At 64.7% G+C, this 15,004-nt stretch carries 12 protein-coding genes and 4 pseudogenes; 12 read left to right on the forward strand and 4 right to left on the reverse strand.

Features of this window, described 5'->3' with window-relative positions; all coding sequences use genetic code 11:
- Positions 1 to 6: 6 nt before the first annotated feature.
- Positions 7 to 1,326, reverse strand: coding sequence for an MFS transporter (locus B9N97_RS30630; RefSeq protein WP_085091583.1), 1,320 nt, complete (start codon positions 1,324 to 1,326; stop codon positions 7 to 9).
- Between the two features lie 270 nt (positions 1,327 to 1,596).
- On the opposite strand from B9N97_RS30630, the gene B9N97_RS30635 reads away from it, so the two are divergent.
- Positions 1,597 to 2,544, forward strand: a complete 948-nt coding sequence (locus B9N97_RS30635) for a LysR family transcriptional regulator (RefSeq protein ID WP_085091584.1) — start codon at positions 1,597 to 1,599, stop codon at positions 2,542 to 2,544.
- A gap of 736 nt (positions 2,545 to 3,280) precedes the next feature.
- Positions 3,281 to 3,349: pseudogene (locus tag B9N97_RS37085) on the forward strand (hypothetical protein); the annotation flags it as partial.
- Between the two features lie 133 nt (positions 3,350 to 3,482).
- Here B9N97_RS37085 and B9N97_RS30645 read toward each other — a convergent pair.
- Positions 3,483 to 4,397 carry a LysR family transcriptional regulator gene (locus tag B9N97_RS30645; protein WP_085091586.1) on the reverse strand — a complete coding sequence of 305 codons (915 nt, stop codon included), beginning with the start codon at positions 4,395 to 4,397 and terminating at the stop codon, positions 3,483 to 3,485.
- Positions 4,398 to 4,520: 123 nt separating this feature from the next.
- On the opposite strand from B9N97_RS30645, the gene B9N97_RS30650 reads away from it, so the two are divergent.
- The 7 genes and pseudogenes from B9N97_RS30650 to B9N97_RS30675 form a co-directional block, all read left to right on the forward strand.
- Entirely contained in the window at positions 4,521 to 5,675 is a 1,155-nt protein-coding gene (locus B9N97_RS30650) for a DSD1 family PLP-dependent enzyme (RefSeq protein ID WP_143266934.1), read from the forward strand.
- Position 5,676: 1 nt separating this feature from the next.
- On the forward strand, positions 5,677 to 6,117 hold the full coding sequence (locus B9N97_RS30655) for a RidA family protein (RefSeq protein ID WP_085091588.1): 441 nt from the start codon (positions 5,677 to 5,679) through the stop codon (positions 6,115 to 6,117).
- A gap of 13 nt (positions 6,118 to 6,130) precedes the next feature.
- Complete coding sequence (locus B9N97_RS30660; RefSeq protein WP_208621317.1) at positions 6,131 to 6,991, forward strand: GNAT family N-acetyltransferase; 861 nt, start codon at positions 6,131 to 6,133, stop codon at positions 6,989 to 6,991.
- A 10-nt stretch (positions 6,992 to 7,001) separates the two neighbouring features.
- The gene (locus tag B9N97_RS30665) at positions 7,002 to 8,279 is read left to right on the forward strand and encodes an NAD(P)/FAD-dependent oxidoreductase (protein ID WP_085091589.1); all 1,278 of its coding nucleotides are present in this window, start codon (positions 7,002 to 7,004) and stop codon (positions 8,277 to 8,279) included.
- 54 nt (positions 8,280 to 8,333) lie between these two features.
- Positions 8,334 to 9,770: an aldehyde dehydrogenase family protein gene (locus B9N97_RS30670; protein WP_085091590.1), complete on the forward strand. Its 1,437-nt coding sequence runs from the start codon at positions 8,334 to 8,336 to the stop codon at positions 9,768 to 9,770.
- A gap of 181 nt (positions 9,771 to 9,951) precedes the next feature.
- Positions 9,952 to 10,098 (forward strand): annotated as a pseudogene (locus tag B9N97_RS37090) (transposase); the annotation flags it as partial.
- A 78-nt stretch (positions 10,099 to 10,176) separates the two neighbouring features.
- Positions 10,177 to 10,670, forward strand: a pseudogene (locus B9N97_RS30675) (IS3 family transposase); the annotation flags it as partial.
- Between the two features lie 47 nt (positions 10,671 to 10,717).
- Here B9N97_RS30675 and B9N97_RS30680 read toward each other — a convergent pair.
- Together B9N97_RS30680 and gcvA are read right to left on the reverse strand one after the other, a co-directional pair.
- Positions 10,718 to 11,212, reverse strand: a pseudogene (locus B9N97_RS30680) (IS5 family transposase); the annotation flags it as partial.
- On the reverse strand, positions 11,170 to 12,135 hold the full coding sequence (gene gcvA / locus B9N97_RS30685; RefSeq protein ID WP_085091591.1) for a transcriptional regulator GcvA: 966 nt from the start codon (positions 12,133 to 12,135) through the stop codon (positions 11,170 to 11,172). The gene gcvA and the pseudogene B9N97_RS30680, both read right to left, overlap by 43 nt.
- A gap of 208 nt (positions 12,136 to 12,343) precedes the next feature.
- Here gcvA and B9N97_RS30690 point away from each other — a divergent pair, with 208 nt between their 5' ends.
- The 3 genes from B9N97_RS30690 to B9N97_RS30700 are packed head-to-tail and all read left to right on the forward strand — an operon-like array spanning position 12,344 to position 14,977.
- A complete protein-coding gene (locus B9N97_RS30690) occupies positions 12,344 to 13,093 on the forward strand; it encodes an SDR family NAD(P)-dependent oxidoreductase (RefSeq protein WP_085091592.1) in 750 nt (249 codons plus the stop codon).
- Between the two features lie 25 nt (positions 13,094 to 13,118).
- Positions 13,119 to 13,976 (forward strand): transketolase, encoded by an 858-nt coding sequence (locus B9N97_RS30695; protein WP_143266935.1) that lies wholly within the window; start codon positions 13,119 to 13,121, stop codon positions 13,974 to 13,976.
- On the forward strand, positions 13,973 to 14,977 hold the full coding sequence (locus B9N97_RS30700; RefSeq protein WP_208621319.1) for a transketolase family protein: 1,005 nt from the start codon (positions 13,973 to 13,975) through the stop codon (positions 14,975 to 14,977). The genes B9N97_RS30695 and B9N97_RS30700 overlap by 4 nt, the downstream gene beginning before the upstream one ends.
- Positions 14,978 to 15,004 lie beyond the last annotated feature (27 nt).

Consider the following 15,004-nt stretch of genomic DNA (forward strand, 5'->3'; position numbering starts at 1 on the left):
TGCCTTTCACTGCAATGCGGCTGAGGGAACGCCGTCGACCGGCCTGTGCGCCCTTGCGGCCCGGCTCTGCAGACGGTGGAGCAGGACGCCGGCCAGGAGTGCCAGCAGCGCCACCACCGACAGGTAGAGGCCGGGAGCGGCGACCAGCCCGGTGGAACGGGTGAGCTGGGTGATGGCGAGAGGGGTGATGGCGGTGAAGATCACGGTTGCCAGATTCAGCGACAGGGCGATGCCGCTGAAGCGCACGTTGGTGGGAAACAGACTGGCGAGCAGATGGGCATAGGTGCCGCTGACGAAGCCGCCGGCGATGCCGACGATGACGAACGCGGGCAGCAGGCCGATCTGATGGTCGACCAACGCTTGGTAGAGGGGATAGGCCCCGACCAGCATCAGCAGGCAGCCGACGCGGTGCAGGATCACGGTCGAGATGCGATCACCGAGCCAGGCCACCACCAGGATCGAAACGGTGGAGGCGGCGATACCGACGCTCTGCGCGGTGCTGGTGGCGGCGGCGTCGTAATGGAGGACGCCGGTCAGGTAGGAGGGCAGTACGACGAACAGCAGGCTGTTGGCGGTGTTGACGATCCCAGCCACGCCGATTCCGACCAGCACCTGCCGCGGATAGGTGGTGATGACGCTGCGGAACGGATGCCTGGCGACATGGCTCTTCATCTGCCGGTAGCCGTTCGACTCCTCCAGCGAGGTGCGCAGCCAATAGGAGAGCAGCCCGAGCAGCCCGCCCAGGACGAAGGCGATGCGCCAACCGTAACTCCCGACCTCGGCCGCTGGAAGTGTGCTGTGGAGGAGGACGCTGACCAGGGTGGCGACAAACACGCCGCTGGTCAGACAGAAGATGACGAGGCCGCTGACGAAGCTTGCCCGCTCGGGCATCTCCTCGACGACATAAGTGATCGAGCAGGGCAGCTCGCCGGCGAGGAAGAAGCCCTGGCCCAGCCGCAGCAGGATCAGCAGGATCGGAGCGGCGACACCGATGCTGTCATAGCCGGGGATCAGGCCGATCGCCATCGTGCAGCTCGACATGGCGAAGATCGACACCAGGAAGACCACACGCCGACCGAAGCGGTCGCCGAAGCTGCTGAGCACGATGCCGCCGAGCGGCCGCGAGACGTAGCCGATGGCGAACACGGCGAAGGTCTGCAGAAGCGACGAAATCGGGTTCGAAGCCGGGAAGAATTGGCTGGCAATCTCCATGGCGAAGACGCCGTAAATGATGAAATCATACATTTCCAGCGCGCCGCCAAGGCTGGCCAGAATGACGGTCTTCCAAGGAGCGTGCTTCGCTTCTGGTGCGTTTTCCTCAGTCATCGCAATGCCCTTCCTCTCCCTTGCATTGATTTTTCCAATTCGGAGGCTTTTTTTGGAAGCCGTGGCGATTTTCTGAGCTTTGCACCGTCAGAAAACTGCACGATAGGCTGATTATTTTGGCTGCTAATTGTATTGCGACGATGTTATGCAGGCACTTGATAGTCAATTGACATTTTATCTGCACCCCATAACCTGTTGGTTATGTGAAAGCGGCTGAGCACGTGTGGATTCTCGCTTGCAACGCTCAACCCGAATAGCCTGGAGACGGCAATGGAGCAGATCGAGCGCTTCTTCCAGCGCGGGCTTAAACTGAACCACCTGCGTCTGCTGTCGCTGTTCGCCACTCTTGGGCAGATCAGGTTGGTGGCGGAGCGGCTGAACGTCACTCAGCCGGCCATTTCCAAGCAGATCGCAGAAATCGAGGCTGGATTGGGCGCGGCGGTGTTGACCCGCGTTGGCAACCGTTTGCAGTTTACGCCGTTGGGTGAGTCCCTGCTGCGCTATGCGCGGGAAATCCTGCTGCAATTGGAGCAGGCCCGGCATGAGGTGGATGCCCTGTGCAGCGGCATCTCCGGAACGCTGACGGTCGGGGCAGTTGTCACCGTATTGCCGGTGGTGGCGCCGATCCTGACGCTGCAGTTGAAAAACAAAGCGCCCAACGCAGGTCTGCGATTCATTGAGGCAACCAGCGACAAACTGTTCCCGATGTTGGAAGCCGGCGAGTTGGACTTCGTGTTCAGCCGTACCGCTCCCGCCGGCCTGCATGCCGCCGACACCATGGGTCAACCCATGCTGAACGACCCGCTGGTGATCGTCTGCGGCCAGGGGCACCCACTCGCCACCAGGCGGGGCCTCGTCCCTGTCGACCTTGCCGGCGTGCCATGGATTCTGCCGCCGCGCGAATCCCCATCCTTCATGGCGCTGGAAGCGTGGATGCGCCGCCATGGCCTGAGCTTTCCGGAGGGCTGCGTGCAGACCATTTCGCTGTCCGCCAGCGAAGCGTTGATGAAAAGCTACAATTTCCTTGGCTTGATGTCGCTCGCCTTCGTCCGGCGCGGGGTGAGCCGCGGCAGCTTGAAGATCCTCAAGCTGAATGACGCGGTCTTCCTTGGCGATATCTGGCTTTTCCACAAGCGAGCCGCCGGCAACCCCATCGTCGCCGCCGCGCTGGAATGCATGCCGGCGGTCCAGGAGACGCTTCGGAGCGGCACGGATTGACGTACGGGACGGCAAGCTCCACGACGGCGCCCGTCAGAGCACGGCGTGATGGTCACTCCATGCTCCAGGCAAAGCCGGACCACCTCGGCAACTTCCATCGTTGAAGCCGGCCTCAGCACAGCGAGCGCTGCGGCTCGATATTTGCCCTGCCAATCGGTGCAATACCCCTCCATGTCCGCTGTCGCGGTTATGACGCCTCGTTCACCAAGCTGAGTTTTGATTTCCATCAAGAACCCGGAGACGTCCACACCTGCTGGTGGCGTGATCGTGGGTACTTCCGTACTTCTTTCCATTCCAGACCCCGGTGGCTATCCACATTGGGAAATGTCGAGTGCCCCAGCCAACAGATTATCCGTTAAGCTGATGGAAACGAAGATTGCAGTCCCAGCGATTAACGACAAATGAGATTTTTTGCGCACTACATAACAGTATGGTTATGAGAGCTTGTTCGTGACGGGCCCGTCCTGACCGGTGTTGCGCCGGGTGGCCGGTCTGGTAGGGCTGTGAGCATCGTCAACAGCCTTCGGGTCAGCAGTCTATGGGCAGCGCCGTTCGTCCCGCAAGCACCACGCCCGCTTCCTGGGACAGTTCTCGAATGTCGATGCCTTCGTGGATGAGGTGCTGACGGAGTTGACAACCATAGCGGCGGAGGGGACGCGGCGATCCGGCCGAGCCGAGCACGGTGGTGACCGACAGCCGCACCTGTCCTTCGGCCCCGAGCTGCTTCGCGCGTGGCGTGGACGGCGGCAAGAAGATCCGCGGCGTGAAGGTCCATATTGCCGTCGAGAATAACGGCATTCCGCTGGCGGATGCAGCGCCGGCCAACGTGCACGACATCAAGGGCATTGTCCCGGTCCTGCGGGGGCGTCTTCAGGTCGATCTGCCGACCGAACTGGCGCGCACGACGATCGTGCCGGCCTTGCCGACCTTGCCAGTGATCAATGGTCGGAGAGGCGCCAGGGGGGCGGATTCAACGCTTCACGCATCATCGCCAGAAACACCGTGGATCTCGGGCTGCGGCCATGACGCGAGCTCAGCAACGCGACGACATCCGCAGCCGGACACACCCATTCCGGCAGAATCCGGACCAGTCGGCCGGTGGCGAGATCCTGGGCCACATCCCACTCCGACCGTACGATCACGCCAAGTCCCGATTTCGCCCAGGCGCGCAGGATCATGCCGTCGTTGGTGGACATCGCCGGCTTGATGCGGACCGTCCTGGCGCCCTCTGTCGAATGGGAAAAGCGCCATAGCGTCACGTCCTCGTCATTCTCCCGGAGCGCGAGGCAGCGATGACGCAGGATGTCTTCGGGATGTTGGATGGGTGGATGCTCCGCAAGATAAGTCGGAGAGGCGCAGGCCACCCGTCCGTTCGGCGCGAGCGTCGTGACCAGCCGTTCGCCAGCATTCAGCGTACCGATATGGATCACAACATCCCAACTGTCGGACGTCAGCACATTGGGATGGTCCGACAACTCCAGGGCAACGGTGGCTTCCGGATACAGTCGCGCGAATTTCGCCGCGACCGGCGCGACATGCTCCCGTCCGAACCCATAGGGCGCCGCAATCCTCAGCCTGCCTCTGACCCGCGTCGTCCGCCGGTCGAGCGACTCAGACAGCCCTTCGATGGCCTCGATGATGGCCGCCCCTTCGGCCACCAGCAACTCGCCCTCGTCGGTGAGGGCCAGGCCGCGGCTCGTGCGGTCCATCAAGCGGACGCCGATGCGCTGCTCGAGCGCTTTCAGACGTTGCGTGACGGCAGGCGGCGTGACGTTGAGCGTCCTCGCGGCATCGGCGAGCGAGGCGGAGCTGGAAACGACGCCGAAGAAGACGAGATCGTCGCTCGTAAGCATTAAGTTGTGCCTTAATGTTTGCTGTATAAATCGTTAATTGAACGCTACATGGCGCGTCGTAGAATGCAAGGACTGTCGCGGCTTTGAGCTGCGGAACGGACCCTGGCCCTGCTGGATGACCCGATGCGAAACCTCTCCCACTCCCTTGGCCTGAAGGAGGTCAGCACGCCTTGCCTCCTTCTCGACCTGGACCGTATGGACCGCAACGTCCGCCGACTTCGTGAAAGGCTCGACAGCCTGGGCGTGACGCTGAGACCGCATCTGAAAACGGCGAAATCCGTCGACGCCGCGCAGCGGGTGATGACGTCCCCGTCGGGCCCTGCGACGGTATCCACCTTGAAGGAGGCGGAACAGTTCGCCCGTGCGGGTGTCCGGGATCTGATCTATGCGGTGGGCGTTTCCCCGGACAAGATCGACCGCATCCTGGCGCTGCGCGCCGACGGTGTCGATCTGGCTGTTACGCTCGATACCGTGGAACAGGCGCGGGCGGTGGCCGAGGCATCCCGACGGGCAGGAGATCCGATCCCTGCCCTCATCGAGATCGATTGCGACGGACACCGGTCCGGCGTTCTGCCCGGTGACCGCGCGACCCTGGTCCGGATTGCCCGGACGTTGGAGGATGGCGGCCGTCTGCGTGGCGTCCTGACCCATGCGGGGGCGAGCTACGGCGCGGTCGGGGACGACGCCCTGCGCCGCTGCGCCGAGGTGGAGCGCGCCAGCGTGGTGCAGGCCGCGACCCTGCTGCGCGACGCCGGCTTCGCCTGTCCGGTGGTCAGCGTAGGCTCGACGCCCACCGCCCATTTCGCGGAAGCGCTGGACGGGGTGACGGAGGTGCGCGCCGGCGTGTTCGTCTTCTTCGACCTGGTGATGGCGGGCATCGGCGTCTGCGGAATCGACGACATCGCGCTTTCCGTGCTTGCGACGGTCATCGGCCATCAGCCGGAAAAGGGCTGGATTCTGGTCGATGCCGGCTGGATGGCCATGTCCCGCGACCGGGGAACCGCCAAGCAGAAGATCGACCAGGGCTACGGGCTCGTCTGCGACATCGATGGAAAGCTGTTCGGCGACCTGATCCTGTCCGACGCCAACCAGGAGCACGGGATCATCGCCCTGCGTCCAGGGTTGGACGCCCGGCTGCCCGACCTGCCGATCGGCACCCGGGTACGCATCCTCCCCAACCACGCCTGCGCCACAGGTGCCCAGCATGAGGCCTATCACGTGGTGCGAAGCGGCGGCGACCAGATCGAGGCCGTCTGGCCCCGTTTCGGAGGGTGGTGACATGACGGACTCGAAAGCACAGGGCCTGGACGTGGTCCCCATATCCAGCGACGGCGCGGCACCAGCCGGAGGTCATTATTCGCAGGGCGTCCGCCATGGCGACCTCATCTATGTTTCGGGCCAGTTGCCCATCGCACACGACGGCACCCATCACGCGGACGCGGATTTCGACCGGCAGGCCCGCCTCGCGATCGGGAACATGATCGCGGTGGTGGAGGCCGCCGGCGGCAACGCCGCGACCCTGCTGAAGGTGACCGTCTACCTCGTGGGCGTCGCGAACTGGCCGCGCTTCAACGCGATCTACGCTGAGATGCTGGGGGACGCCCGACCGGCGCGATCGGTCGTGCCGGTGCCTGAACTCCATTACGGCTATCTGGTCGAAATCGACGCCGTCGCGGTTCGGACCGGGACCAGCCCGGCATCCATCGGGTCAAGTTTCTGATGGAGTTGGAACAGTGATTCCCACCACCGCCTCCATCATGGTGCGTGCCATGACGCCTTCCGACCTCGACGGCGCGCTGCCTCTGTCGCAGGCGGTCGGCTGGCCCTATCGCCGCGAGGATTGGAGCGTCGCGCTCGGGCTGGGGCAAGGCGTGCTGGCGGTGGCGGACGGACGGATCGTGGCGTCCGCCCTGTGGTGGCCTTATGACGACCGTTTCGCGACCTGCGGCATCATCATCGTCTCCCCCGCCATGCAGGGTCGCGGTCTTGGGCGGATGTTGATGGACCATCTGCTCGCCGCGAACGGCGGCCGCAGCATTCTGCTGAACTCGACCGAAGAGGGACGGTGCCTCTACGCGGCTTTCGGCTTCCGCGACATCGGGACAGTTCACCAGCATCAGGCATGGCTGCCGGCGGACACGACCCTGACGCCGCCATCCGGCGATGACGGCCAAGTCCGCTCGGCACGGCTGGACGACATGCCCACGATTCTGCGCATCGATGAAAACGCTTTCGGGGCCAGGCGGACGAAGCTGATCACGGAGTTCCTGCGGATTGGCAGTGCCGCCGTCATCGAACGCAATGACACTGTGCGAGGCTTCGCCATCTGCCGCCCATTTGGGCTCGGTCAAGCCATCGGGCCGGTGGTCGCCCGATCCACCGAGGATGCCCGGTCGCTGATCCGGCATTTCCTGCAGGCGAAGGCCGGCGAGTTCCTGCGCATCGACATTGATGGCGAAAGCGGTCTCGGCGATTGGCTGACCGCCCAAGGCCTGCCGGACGTCGGCGCCGTCACGACGATGGTCCGGGGCACGCGCCCTCCGGTGCCCGGGCCGGACCGCATCTATGGCGTTGCCAGCCAGTCCTTCGGTTGAGGCGATTGCGATGAAACTGACACCTTATTGGCTCGACACCGCGCCCAAATTCCTCGGTTCCGACCGGGGACCCGTCGAGGGCGACTATGACGTGGCGGTCGTCGGCGGCGGCTTCACCGGACTGTCCGCCTCGCTCGCCCTGGCGAAGAAGGGCGCGCGGGTCATCCTGCTGGAAGCGGGACAGCTGGGCGGCGCCGCGTCCGGACGCAACGGCGGCATGTGCAACAACGGCTTCGCCCGCGATTACGCCGCAATGGTCGACCGGCTGGGCGCCGACGCCGCCAAGCGGCTCTACCTGAGCTACGACGCCGCGGTCGACACCGTCGAGCGCATCATCGGCGAGGAAGGCATCGACTGCGATTTCAAGCGCGTCGGCAAGCTGAAGGTGGCGGCGAAGCCGGCGCATTACGACAAGCTCGCGCGCTCGCAGGAGTTGATGGCGCGTGGCGCCGATCCCGACAGCTATATGGTTTCACGACAGGACCTGAAGAGTGAACTGGGCAGCGACCGCTATTTCGGCGGCCTGATCTTTCCCAAGAGTGCAGCCATGCATATGGGCAAGTTCGCCCATGGTTTGGCGACGGCAGCCGCACGCCAGGGAGTGCGGCTGCATGAGAACACGCCGGTCACCGCCATGAAGCGGCTGAACGGATACGCGCACCGGCTCTCCACACCGTCCGGTTCAGTCACCGCCAAGCAGGTGCTGCTGGCGACCGGCACCTCGGCGGTCGGCCCCCTTTCCTATTTCCGCCGCCGCATCGTGCCGGTCGGCGCATTTCTGATCGCAACGGAGCCCCTGTCGCCCACCCGCCTGGACGCCTTGCTGCCGCGTCGCCGCAATGTGACGGACACCAGGAACTTCGTCTGCTACTTCCGCATCACGCCGGACAATCGGCTGCTGTTCGGCGGCCGGGCGCGCTTCGCCAAATCCGACCCCCGGTCGGACGCCAAGAGCGGCACCATCCTCCGGCGCTCGATGATCGAGATCTTTCCCGATCTGGCCGACGCTAGGATCGACTACTGCTGGGGCGGCATGGTGGACATGACGGCGGATCGCCTGCCGCGGGCCGGCGAACGCGACGGCCTGTTCTATTCCATGGGCTATAGCGGCCACGGCACGCAGATGTCGACCCACATGGGCCAGATCATGGCCAAGGTCATGGACGGCAACGCCGCCGCCAATCCATTGCGTGATTTCGACTGGCCGGCTATTCCGGGCCATTTCGGTCCTACCTGGTTCCTGCCCTTCGTCGGCGCCTATTACAAGCTGCAGGACATTCTGCACTGAGAGCCGGCCCCGGACACCGGATCGGTCGGCGACGGCTGCAAGAGGAGAGCAAAGATGGTTCTGGAGGAAGCGCGGCATTTCTACATCGACGGCCGATGGGTCGCTCCCTCCTCCGGTGCGACGATGTCTGTGGTCGATCCGGCCACCGAAACGGTCATCGGCTCCATCGCGGCGGGCACGGCCGAGGATGTCGACAAGGCCGTGACCGCGGCGCGCAGGGCCTTTGCCACCTTCTCCATGACCCCGGTGGAGGAGCGGCGAGCCCTGCTGCAGAGGATCGCGAATCTGATGGAAGCGCGCGCCGAGGAACTGGCCTTCGCCATGACGGCGGAGATGGGAACCGCCATCGGCTTCGCCCGCACCGCGCAGGTGCCGCTGGCCATTGCACACCTGCGGGCGATGGTCGAGGTTCTGGGCGGCTATGAGTTCCTCATCCGGAAAGGGACGACGGCGATCGTCCGCGAACCGATCGGCGTCTGCGGCCTGATCACACCCTGGAACTGGCCGCTCTACCAGATCACCGCCAAGCTGGCGCCCGCGCTTGCCGCCGGTTGCACCGTCGTGCTGAAGCCCAGCGAACTCTCGCCGCTGAGCGCGTTGCTGTTCGCCCGGATCCTGCACGATGCCGGGACGCCGCCGGGTGTCTTCAACCTGGTCAACGGCACCGGCGAAGAGGTGGGGGCCGCCATCGCCGCCCATCCCGGCGTCGACATGGTCTCCATCACCGGATCGGTGCGGGCCGGGGTTCTGGTGGCCCAGGCTGCCGCCGTCACGGTCAAGCGCGTCGTCCAGGAGTTGGGCGGCAAGTCGCCCAACATCCTGCTGCCGGACGCCGATTTCGAGAAGGCGGTGCCGCTGGGCATTACGTCGGCCTTTCGCAACGTTGGACAATCCTGCAGCGCGCCGACCCGGATGATCGTACCAGCCGACCGGCTGGACGAAGTGGAGGCGCTGGCCCGACGCCATGTGGAGACGATCGTCGTCGGTGACCCCCGAAACCCGCAGACCACCCTGGGTCCGATCGCGAACAGGGCACAGTTCGACCGCGTTCAGCGGATGATCGCGGTCGGCATCGCGGAAGGCGCGAGGCTGCTGTGTGGCGGCCCCGGCAAACCTGCGGGGCTCGACCCCGGCTATTTCGTGCGGCCCACCATCTTTTCCCGGGTGACCAGCGGCATGCGCATCGCGCAGGAGGAGATTTTCGGCCCCGTCCTCTGCATCATTCCCTATGAAACTGAGGAAGAGGCCGTGGCGATCGCCAACGACACGGTGTTCGGGCTGGGTGGCCATGTCCAGTCTTCCAACTTGGAGCGCGCCCGGCGGGTCGCACGCCAAATCCGGTCCGGTCAGCTCCATATCAACCATCCCGCCTGGGATGCCCATGCGCCCTTCGGCGGCTACAAGCAATCCGGCAACGGGCGCGAATACGGCACCTTTGGGCTGGAGGAGTGCTTCGAGACAAAAGCCATCCTTGGCTACTACCCCTTGTGAACGGGTCTTTCCGCAAGCTCCCGTAATGAAAGGACGGAGCCGGTGCCCTCCCCGGCGGCGCTGATCGCTACCGGGGTCCCGGCATCGATCCTCATCCCGGCCGCCAATCAGCGTCATTCTGGACTTGCCCGGAGCAAGTGGAGAGCCTCCATCTATGGTCTAAGGGACCAGAAGCTTTGGCATGGGTGACGGGCATCGGCGTAAGCTGACGGAAGACCTCAAGCGGGAAGCTGTTCGGCTTATCGCAACGAGCGGCCGGACTGTCGGGGAAGTGGCGGCTGATTTGGGGATTGGCAAATCAACGCTGACGCGATGGAGATCGCAATATCAGGAAGCGGAGCTTCTGTCCGGTCCACATGACGATGTGCAAAAGGAACTGGTCCGTCTGCGTTGTGAGAACGAGGTTTTCTCCGCTCCGGCGCCGAACCGGAAATGGGAGCCGACATTTCCTACGTCTGGACCGCTGAAGGCTGGCTTTATCTGGCCATCGTGCTGGATCTGCACTCCCGCCGGATCGTGGGATGGGCCACCAGTGACCGGATCACCAAGGAGTTGGCGATCACAGCGTTGAAGCGGGCTATTACCGTTCGGCAGCCACCTCCCGGTCTGATCCATCATTCAAATCGTGGAAGCCAATACTGTTTAGATGATTACCAGAAGGTGTTGCAGGAGAGCGCGATGTTGGTTTCGATGAGCGGGCGCGGGAACTGCTACGATAACGCGATGGTGGAGACTGTCTTCAAGACCTTGAAGTCAGAGTTGGTGTGGCGCACGATCTTTACTTCGCGGCGGCAGGCTGAAATCGCCATTGGCCGCTACACCGACGGCTTCTATGATCCAATCCGGCGACACTCCTCACTCGGCTTCAAAAGCCCCTGTGTCTTTGAGGTCGCTGCGTAGAATCGACACACTGGCTCTCCACTTGCTCCGGGCAAGTCCAGTGCGGAGGCGCTGGCGGCGGTGTCGCTCGGCACCGCGGTCGAGCGCGGCGGGATGATGACCTCCTCGTCCGGGCTGTGGGCGGCCACGACGCGGTAGACCGGCTCGCCGTCGTAGGCGCCATCGGCCAGTACCGTACCAAGTGGGCGGGCGATCTGGTTGAGCAATGGACCGACCAGCGACGCATCACCGTCCTCGTTACTCGTCAACTCGGAGGCGGGGACCTCACCCTTACCGGGATCAACCGCCAAGTGCAGTTGTCTCCAACTCCGGCGCGCTTGGCCACCATGCTTTTCCAAGTGCCACTCGCCCGTGCCGAACACTTTCAGCCCGGTGGAATCGATGACTGCGCTGACCGGCCCGTCCGTCCGGGCCAGCGCCGATGCGACTGCCAGATCGGCGCTGCGCCGGGAGAAGGTCGTGTGATCCGAGACCGGTAGGTCCAGGCCGAGCAGGCGCATCAGCGAGGCCACGATCCCACGCCCATTTGTGCGCCAAAGTCGAGCGACATCAGATACTGCTCCTCCCAATCGCGCCCGGCCTCCAGCTCGCCGAACAGCCAGTCGCGGAACAGCTGGATTTTCGGCAACGCGGCAGTCGATTTCAGCGTGACGAAGCCATGCCCCTGCGCCCGCAGCCCTTCGGTGGGGAAGGGGACGACGAGTTGGCCGGACTGAAGCTCCTGCCGGGCGAGAAGCAGGCTGTCCAGGCACACCCCCATGCCGTTCACTGCGGCGTTGATCGCCATGAAGGAGCGGTCGAAGCGTAGGCCGCGGTCCATGTCCAGATGGACGCTGCGGTGCCGGCGCATCCAGTCGCGCCAGCCCAGGATATTGACCTCCGAATGGATCAGGATGTGGCGGCTGAGGTCTTTCGGCTCCCGGATCGGGTTGAGGCCGTTTGCTAGCGCCGGCGAGCACATCGGGACGATGACGTCCTCCGGAAACTGCTCCAGCACGCAGCCGGCCGGCGGCGGTCCGGGGTTGTAGCGGATGTCGACATCGACCGCGCCGGCCGTCAGATCGATGGGCGAGACCGAAGCCTGGAGGCGGATGTCGATGGCGGGATGCAGCGCCTTGACCCGGTTCAGCCGCGGCATCAGCCATTGGGTGGCGAAGCTGGGCATCGACCGGACGGTGAGGATCGTCGTACCGCTGCCGGTGCTGGTGACGTTGCGGGTGGCGGCATCCATGCGGGCGAATGCGCCGATGATCTCGTTGGCATAGCTCCGGCCGGCGTCGGTCAGGGTGACCGCGCGGTGAACACGATGGAACAGCGGAAGCCCTAACTGTTCCTCCAGAATTTTCACCTGATGGCTGATCGCCGACGGCGTCAGTCCCAGATCCTCCGCCGCGGTCGCGAAGGAACCGAGCCGTGCTGCGGCTTCAAAGGCCTGCAATGCCTTGATGGAGACGCGTTTCCGCATCGCACCCTTCAGATGAATTCAGTTCATCGATGAGCGATCTTATTCGTTTGTCGAATTCATCTCAAGATCATAGGATCACATCAATCATCGGCTGAGCGAATCATCGAACAGTCTGATCGAAATCACCACAACCGAGCGAAACCGACGCTCCGTCGCGGCACCCTCTGTGCCGCCACGGCGGAGCCTGCTTCGACAAGAGGGAGCGAGCATGCTGCTGTCCAACAAGGTCTGCGTGATCACCGGCGCCGCGTCGCGCCGCGGCATCGGCCGGGCGACCGCAAGGCTTTTCGCGCTGCATGGCGGGCGGGCGATCATCCTGGACCTCGACGGCGCCCAAGCGGCCGAAGCCGCCGCCGAACTGGGAGAGGCGCATCGCGGCTTCGCCTGCGACGTGACCGACCGCGACGCCTGCTTCGCCGCCGCGACCCGCGTGGTGGAGGAGTTCGGCCGCATCGACGTGCTGGTCAACAACGCCGGCATCACCCAGCCGCTGAAGTTCATGGACATTGGTCCGAAGAATTACGAGGCGGTGACCGACGTCAGCCTGCGCGGCACGCTGTACATGAGCCAGGCTGTCGTCCCCCACATGCGCGAGCGCAAGTCGGGATCCATCGTCTGCATCTCGTCGGTGTCGGCGCAGCGCGGAGGCGGCATCTTCGGCGGTCCGCATTACAGCGCGGCCAAGGCCGGCGTGTTGGGCCTCGCCAAGGCGATGGCGCGCGAACTGGGGCCGGACAATGTCCGCGTCAATTCGGTGACGCCGGGCCTGATCCAGACCGACATCACCGGCGGCAAGCTGACCGACGAGCTGCGTGCGGAAATCCTGAAGGGCATCCCGCTGAACCGCCTGGGCGATGCCGAGGATGTGGCCCGCTCCTGCCTGTTCCTGGCCTCGGAGCTGTCCTCCTACATCACCGGCGCCACGCTCGACGTCAACGGCGGCATGCTGATCCACTGATCCCGATATGCTGGAGACACCTTCCGTGGACACCGCACTCGACACCACCCCGCTCGGGCACAATGTGCCGCTGGCCGAACGTGCCTACCGCATCCGCCGCAACGCCCTGCTGATGGGCGAGGTGCAGGGGCAGGGCTATATCGGCCAGGCGCTGGACATCGCCGACGTGCTGGCGGTCTCCTACTTCCACGCCATGAAGTATCGTCCCGAGGACCCGCATTGGGAGGAGCGCGACCGCTTCCTGCTGTCCAACGGCCATTACGCCATCGCGCTGTACGCCGCGCTTATTGAGGCCGGCATCGTCCCGGCGGAAGAGCTGGAGACCTACGGCAGCGACGACAGCCGCCTGCCGATGTCGGGCATGGCCAGCTACACGCCGGGCATGGAAATGTCGGGCGGTTCGCTCGGCCTCGGCCTCAGCATCGCGGTCGGCATCGGGCTGGGGCTGAAGCGCAAGAATTCCGCCAGCCGCGTCTACACGCTGTTCTCCGACGGCGAATTGGACGAGGGATCGGTGTGGGAGGCCATCATGTCGGCCGCCCATTACAAGCTCGACAACATGATCGCCATCGTCGACGTCAACAACCAGCAGGCCGATGGGCCGTCCACCCAGGTGATGGCGTTCGAGCCGCTGGTGGACAAGCTGGAGGCCTTCGGCTGGTTCGTCCAGCGGGTGGACGGCAACGACATGGACGCGGTGGTCGCGGCGTTCGACGCCGCCAAGTCGCACCCCGAAGCCAAGCCGCGGATGATCGTCTGCGACACCAAGATGGGCAAGGGCGTGCCCTTCCTCGAAGCCCGCGAAAAGAACCACTTCATCCGCGTCGACGCGCACGAATGGCAGCTGGCGCTGGATGCGCTCGACGCCGGGAGGACCGCATGAGCACCGCTGCCAATACCACTGCAAAGCCGCGCCTGAAGACTTCCGCCATGATCGCCTCGATCGCGGCGGAAGGTCAGCGGACCAAGCCGGCGCCCTTCGGCCATGCGCTGGTCGAGCTGGCGAAGCAGCGGAACGAGATCGTCGGCATGACCGCCGACCTCGCCAAATACACCGACCTGCACATCTTCGCCCAGGCCTATCCCGACCGCTTCTATCAGATGGGGATGGCCGAGCAGCTGCTGATGGGTGCGGCGTCCGGCATGGCGCATGAGGGGATGATGCCCTTCGTCACCACCTACGCCGTCTTCGCCTCGCGCCGGGCCTACGACTTCGTCCACCAGACGGTCGCGGAGGAGAACCGCAACGTCAAGATCGCCTGCGCCCTGCCGGGCCTGACCTCCGGCTATGGCCCCAGCCATCAGGCGGCGGAGGATCTGGCGCTGTTCCGCGCCATGCCGAACATGGTGGTGATCGACCCCTGCGACGCCCACGAGATCGAGCAGGTGGTCCCGGCCATGGCCGCCCACAACGGGCCGGTCTACATGCGGCTGCTGCGCGGCAATGTCCCGCTGGTTCTGGACGAGTACGATTACAAGTTCGAACTCGGCAAGGCCAAGCTGCTGCGAGACGGCGCCGAGGTTCTGGTCATCTCGTCCGGCATCATGACGATGCGGGCGCTGGAGTTGGCGCAGCGGCTGGAGACCGACAAGGTCGGCGTCGCGGTTCTGCACGTCCCCACCATCAAGCCGCTCGACACCGAGACCATCCTGCGCGAGGCCGCACGCACCGGCCGCATGGTGGTGGTGGCGGAAAACCACACCGTCATCGGCGGTCTGGGCGAGGCGGTGGCCGGCACCCTGCTGCGCGGCGGCGTCGCCCCCGTCTTCCGCCAGATCGGCCTGCCCGACGAGTTCCTGAAGGCCGGCGCCCTGCCGACCCTGCACGACCTCTACGGCATCTCCACCGACGCCATGGCTGCCAGCATCAAGGGATGGCTGTAACCCGGCATCCGTCCACCCGATCACACC

The sequence above is a fragment of the Azospirillum oryzae genome, assembly GCF_900177515.1.
GTDB classification, from domain to species: domain Bacteria; phylum Pseudomonadota; class Alphaproteobacteria; order Azospirillales; family Azospirillaceae; genus Azospirillum; species Azospirillum oryzae_A.

Bases quoted from the DNA above. Each gene is read 5' to 3' on its own strand.
- B9N97_RS30635 (WP_085091584.1), top strand. From the start codon at position 1,597: ATGGAGCAGATCGAGCGCTTCTTCCAGCGCGGGCTTAAACTGAACCAC.
- B9N97_RS30700 (WP_208621319.1), top strand. From the start codon at position 13,973: ATGAGCACCGCTGCCAATACCACTGCAAAGCCGCGCCTGAAGACTTCC.
- B9N97_RS30650 (WP_143266934.1), top strand. From the start codon at position 4,521: ATGCGAAACCTCTCCCACTCCCTTGGCCTGAAGGAGGTCAGCACGCCT.
- B9N97_RS30690 (WP_085091592.1), top strand. From the start codon at position 12,344: ATGCTGCTGTCCAACAAGGTCTGCGTGATCACCGGCGCCGCGTCGCGC.
- gcvA (WP_085091591.1), bottom strand. From the start codon at position 12,135: ATGCGGAAACGCGTCTCCATCAAGGCATTGCAGGCCTTTGAAGCCGCA.
- B9N97_RS30645 (WP_085091586.1), bottom strand. From the start codon at position 4,397: ATGCTTACGAGCGACGATCTCGTCTTCTTCGGCGTCGTTTCCAGCTCC.
- B9N97_RS30630 (WP_085091583.1), bottom strand. From the start codon at position 1,326: ATGACTGAGGAAAACGCACCAGAAGCGAAGCACGCTCCTTGGAAGACC.
- B9N97_RS30665 (WP_085091589.1), top strand. From the start codon at position 7,002: ATGAAACTGACACCTTATTGGCTCGACACCGCGCCCAAATTCCTCGGT.
- B9N97_RS30655 (WP_085091588.1), top strand. From the start codon at position 5,677: ATGACGGACTCGAAAGCACAGGGCCTGGACGTGGTCCCCATATCCAGC.
- B9N97_RS30670 (WP_085091590.1), top strand. From the start codon at position 8,334: ATGGTTCTGGAGGAAGCGCGGCATTTCTACATCGACGGCCGATGGGTC.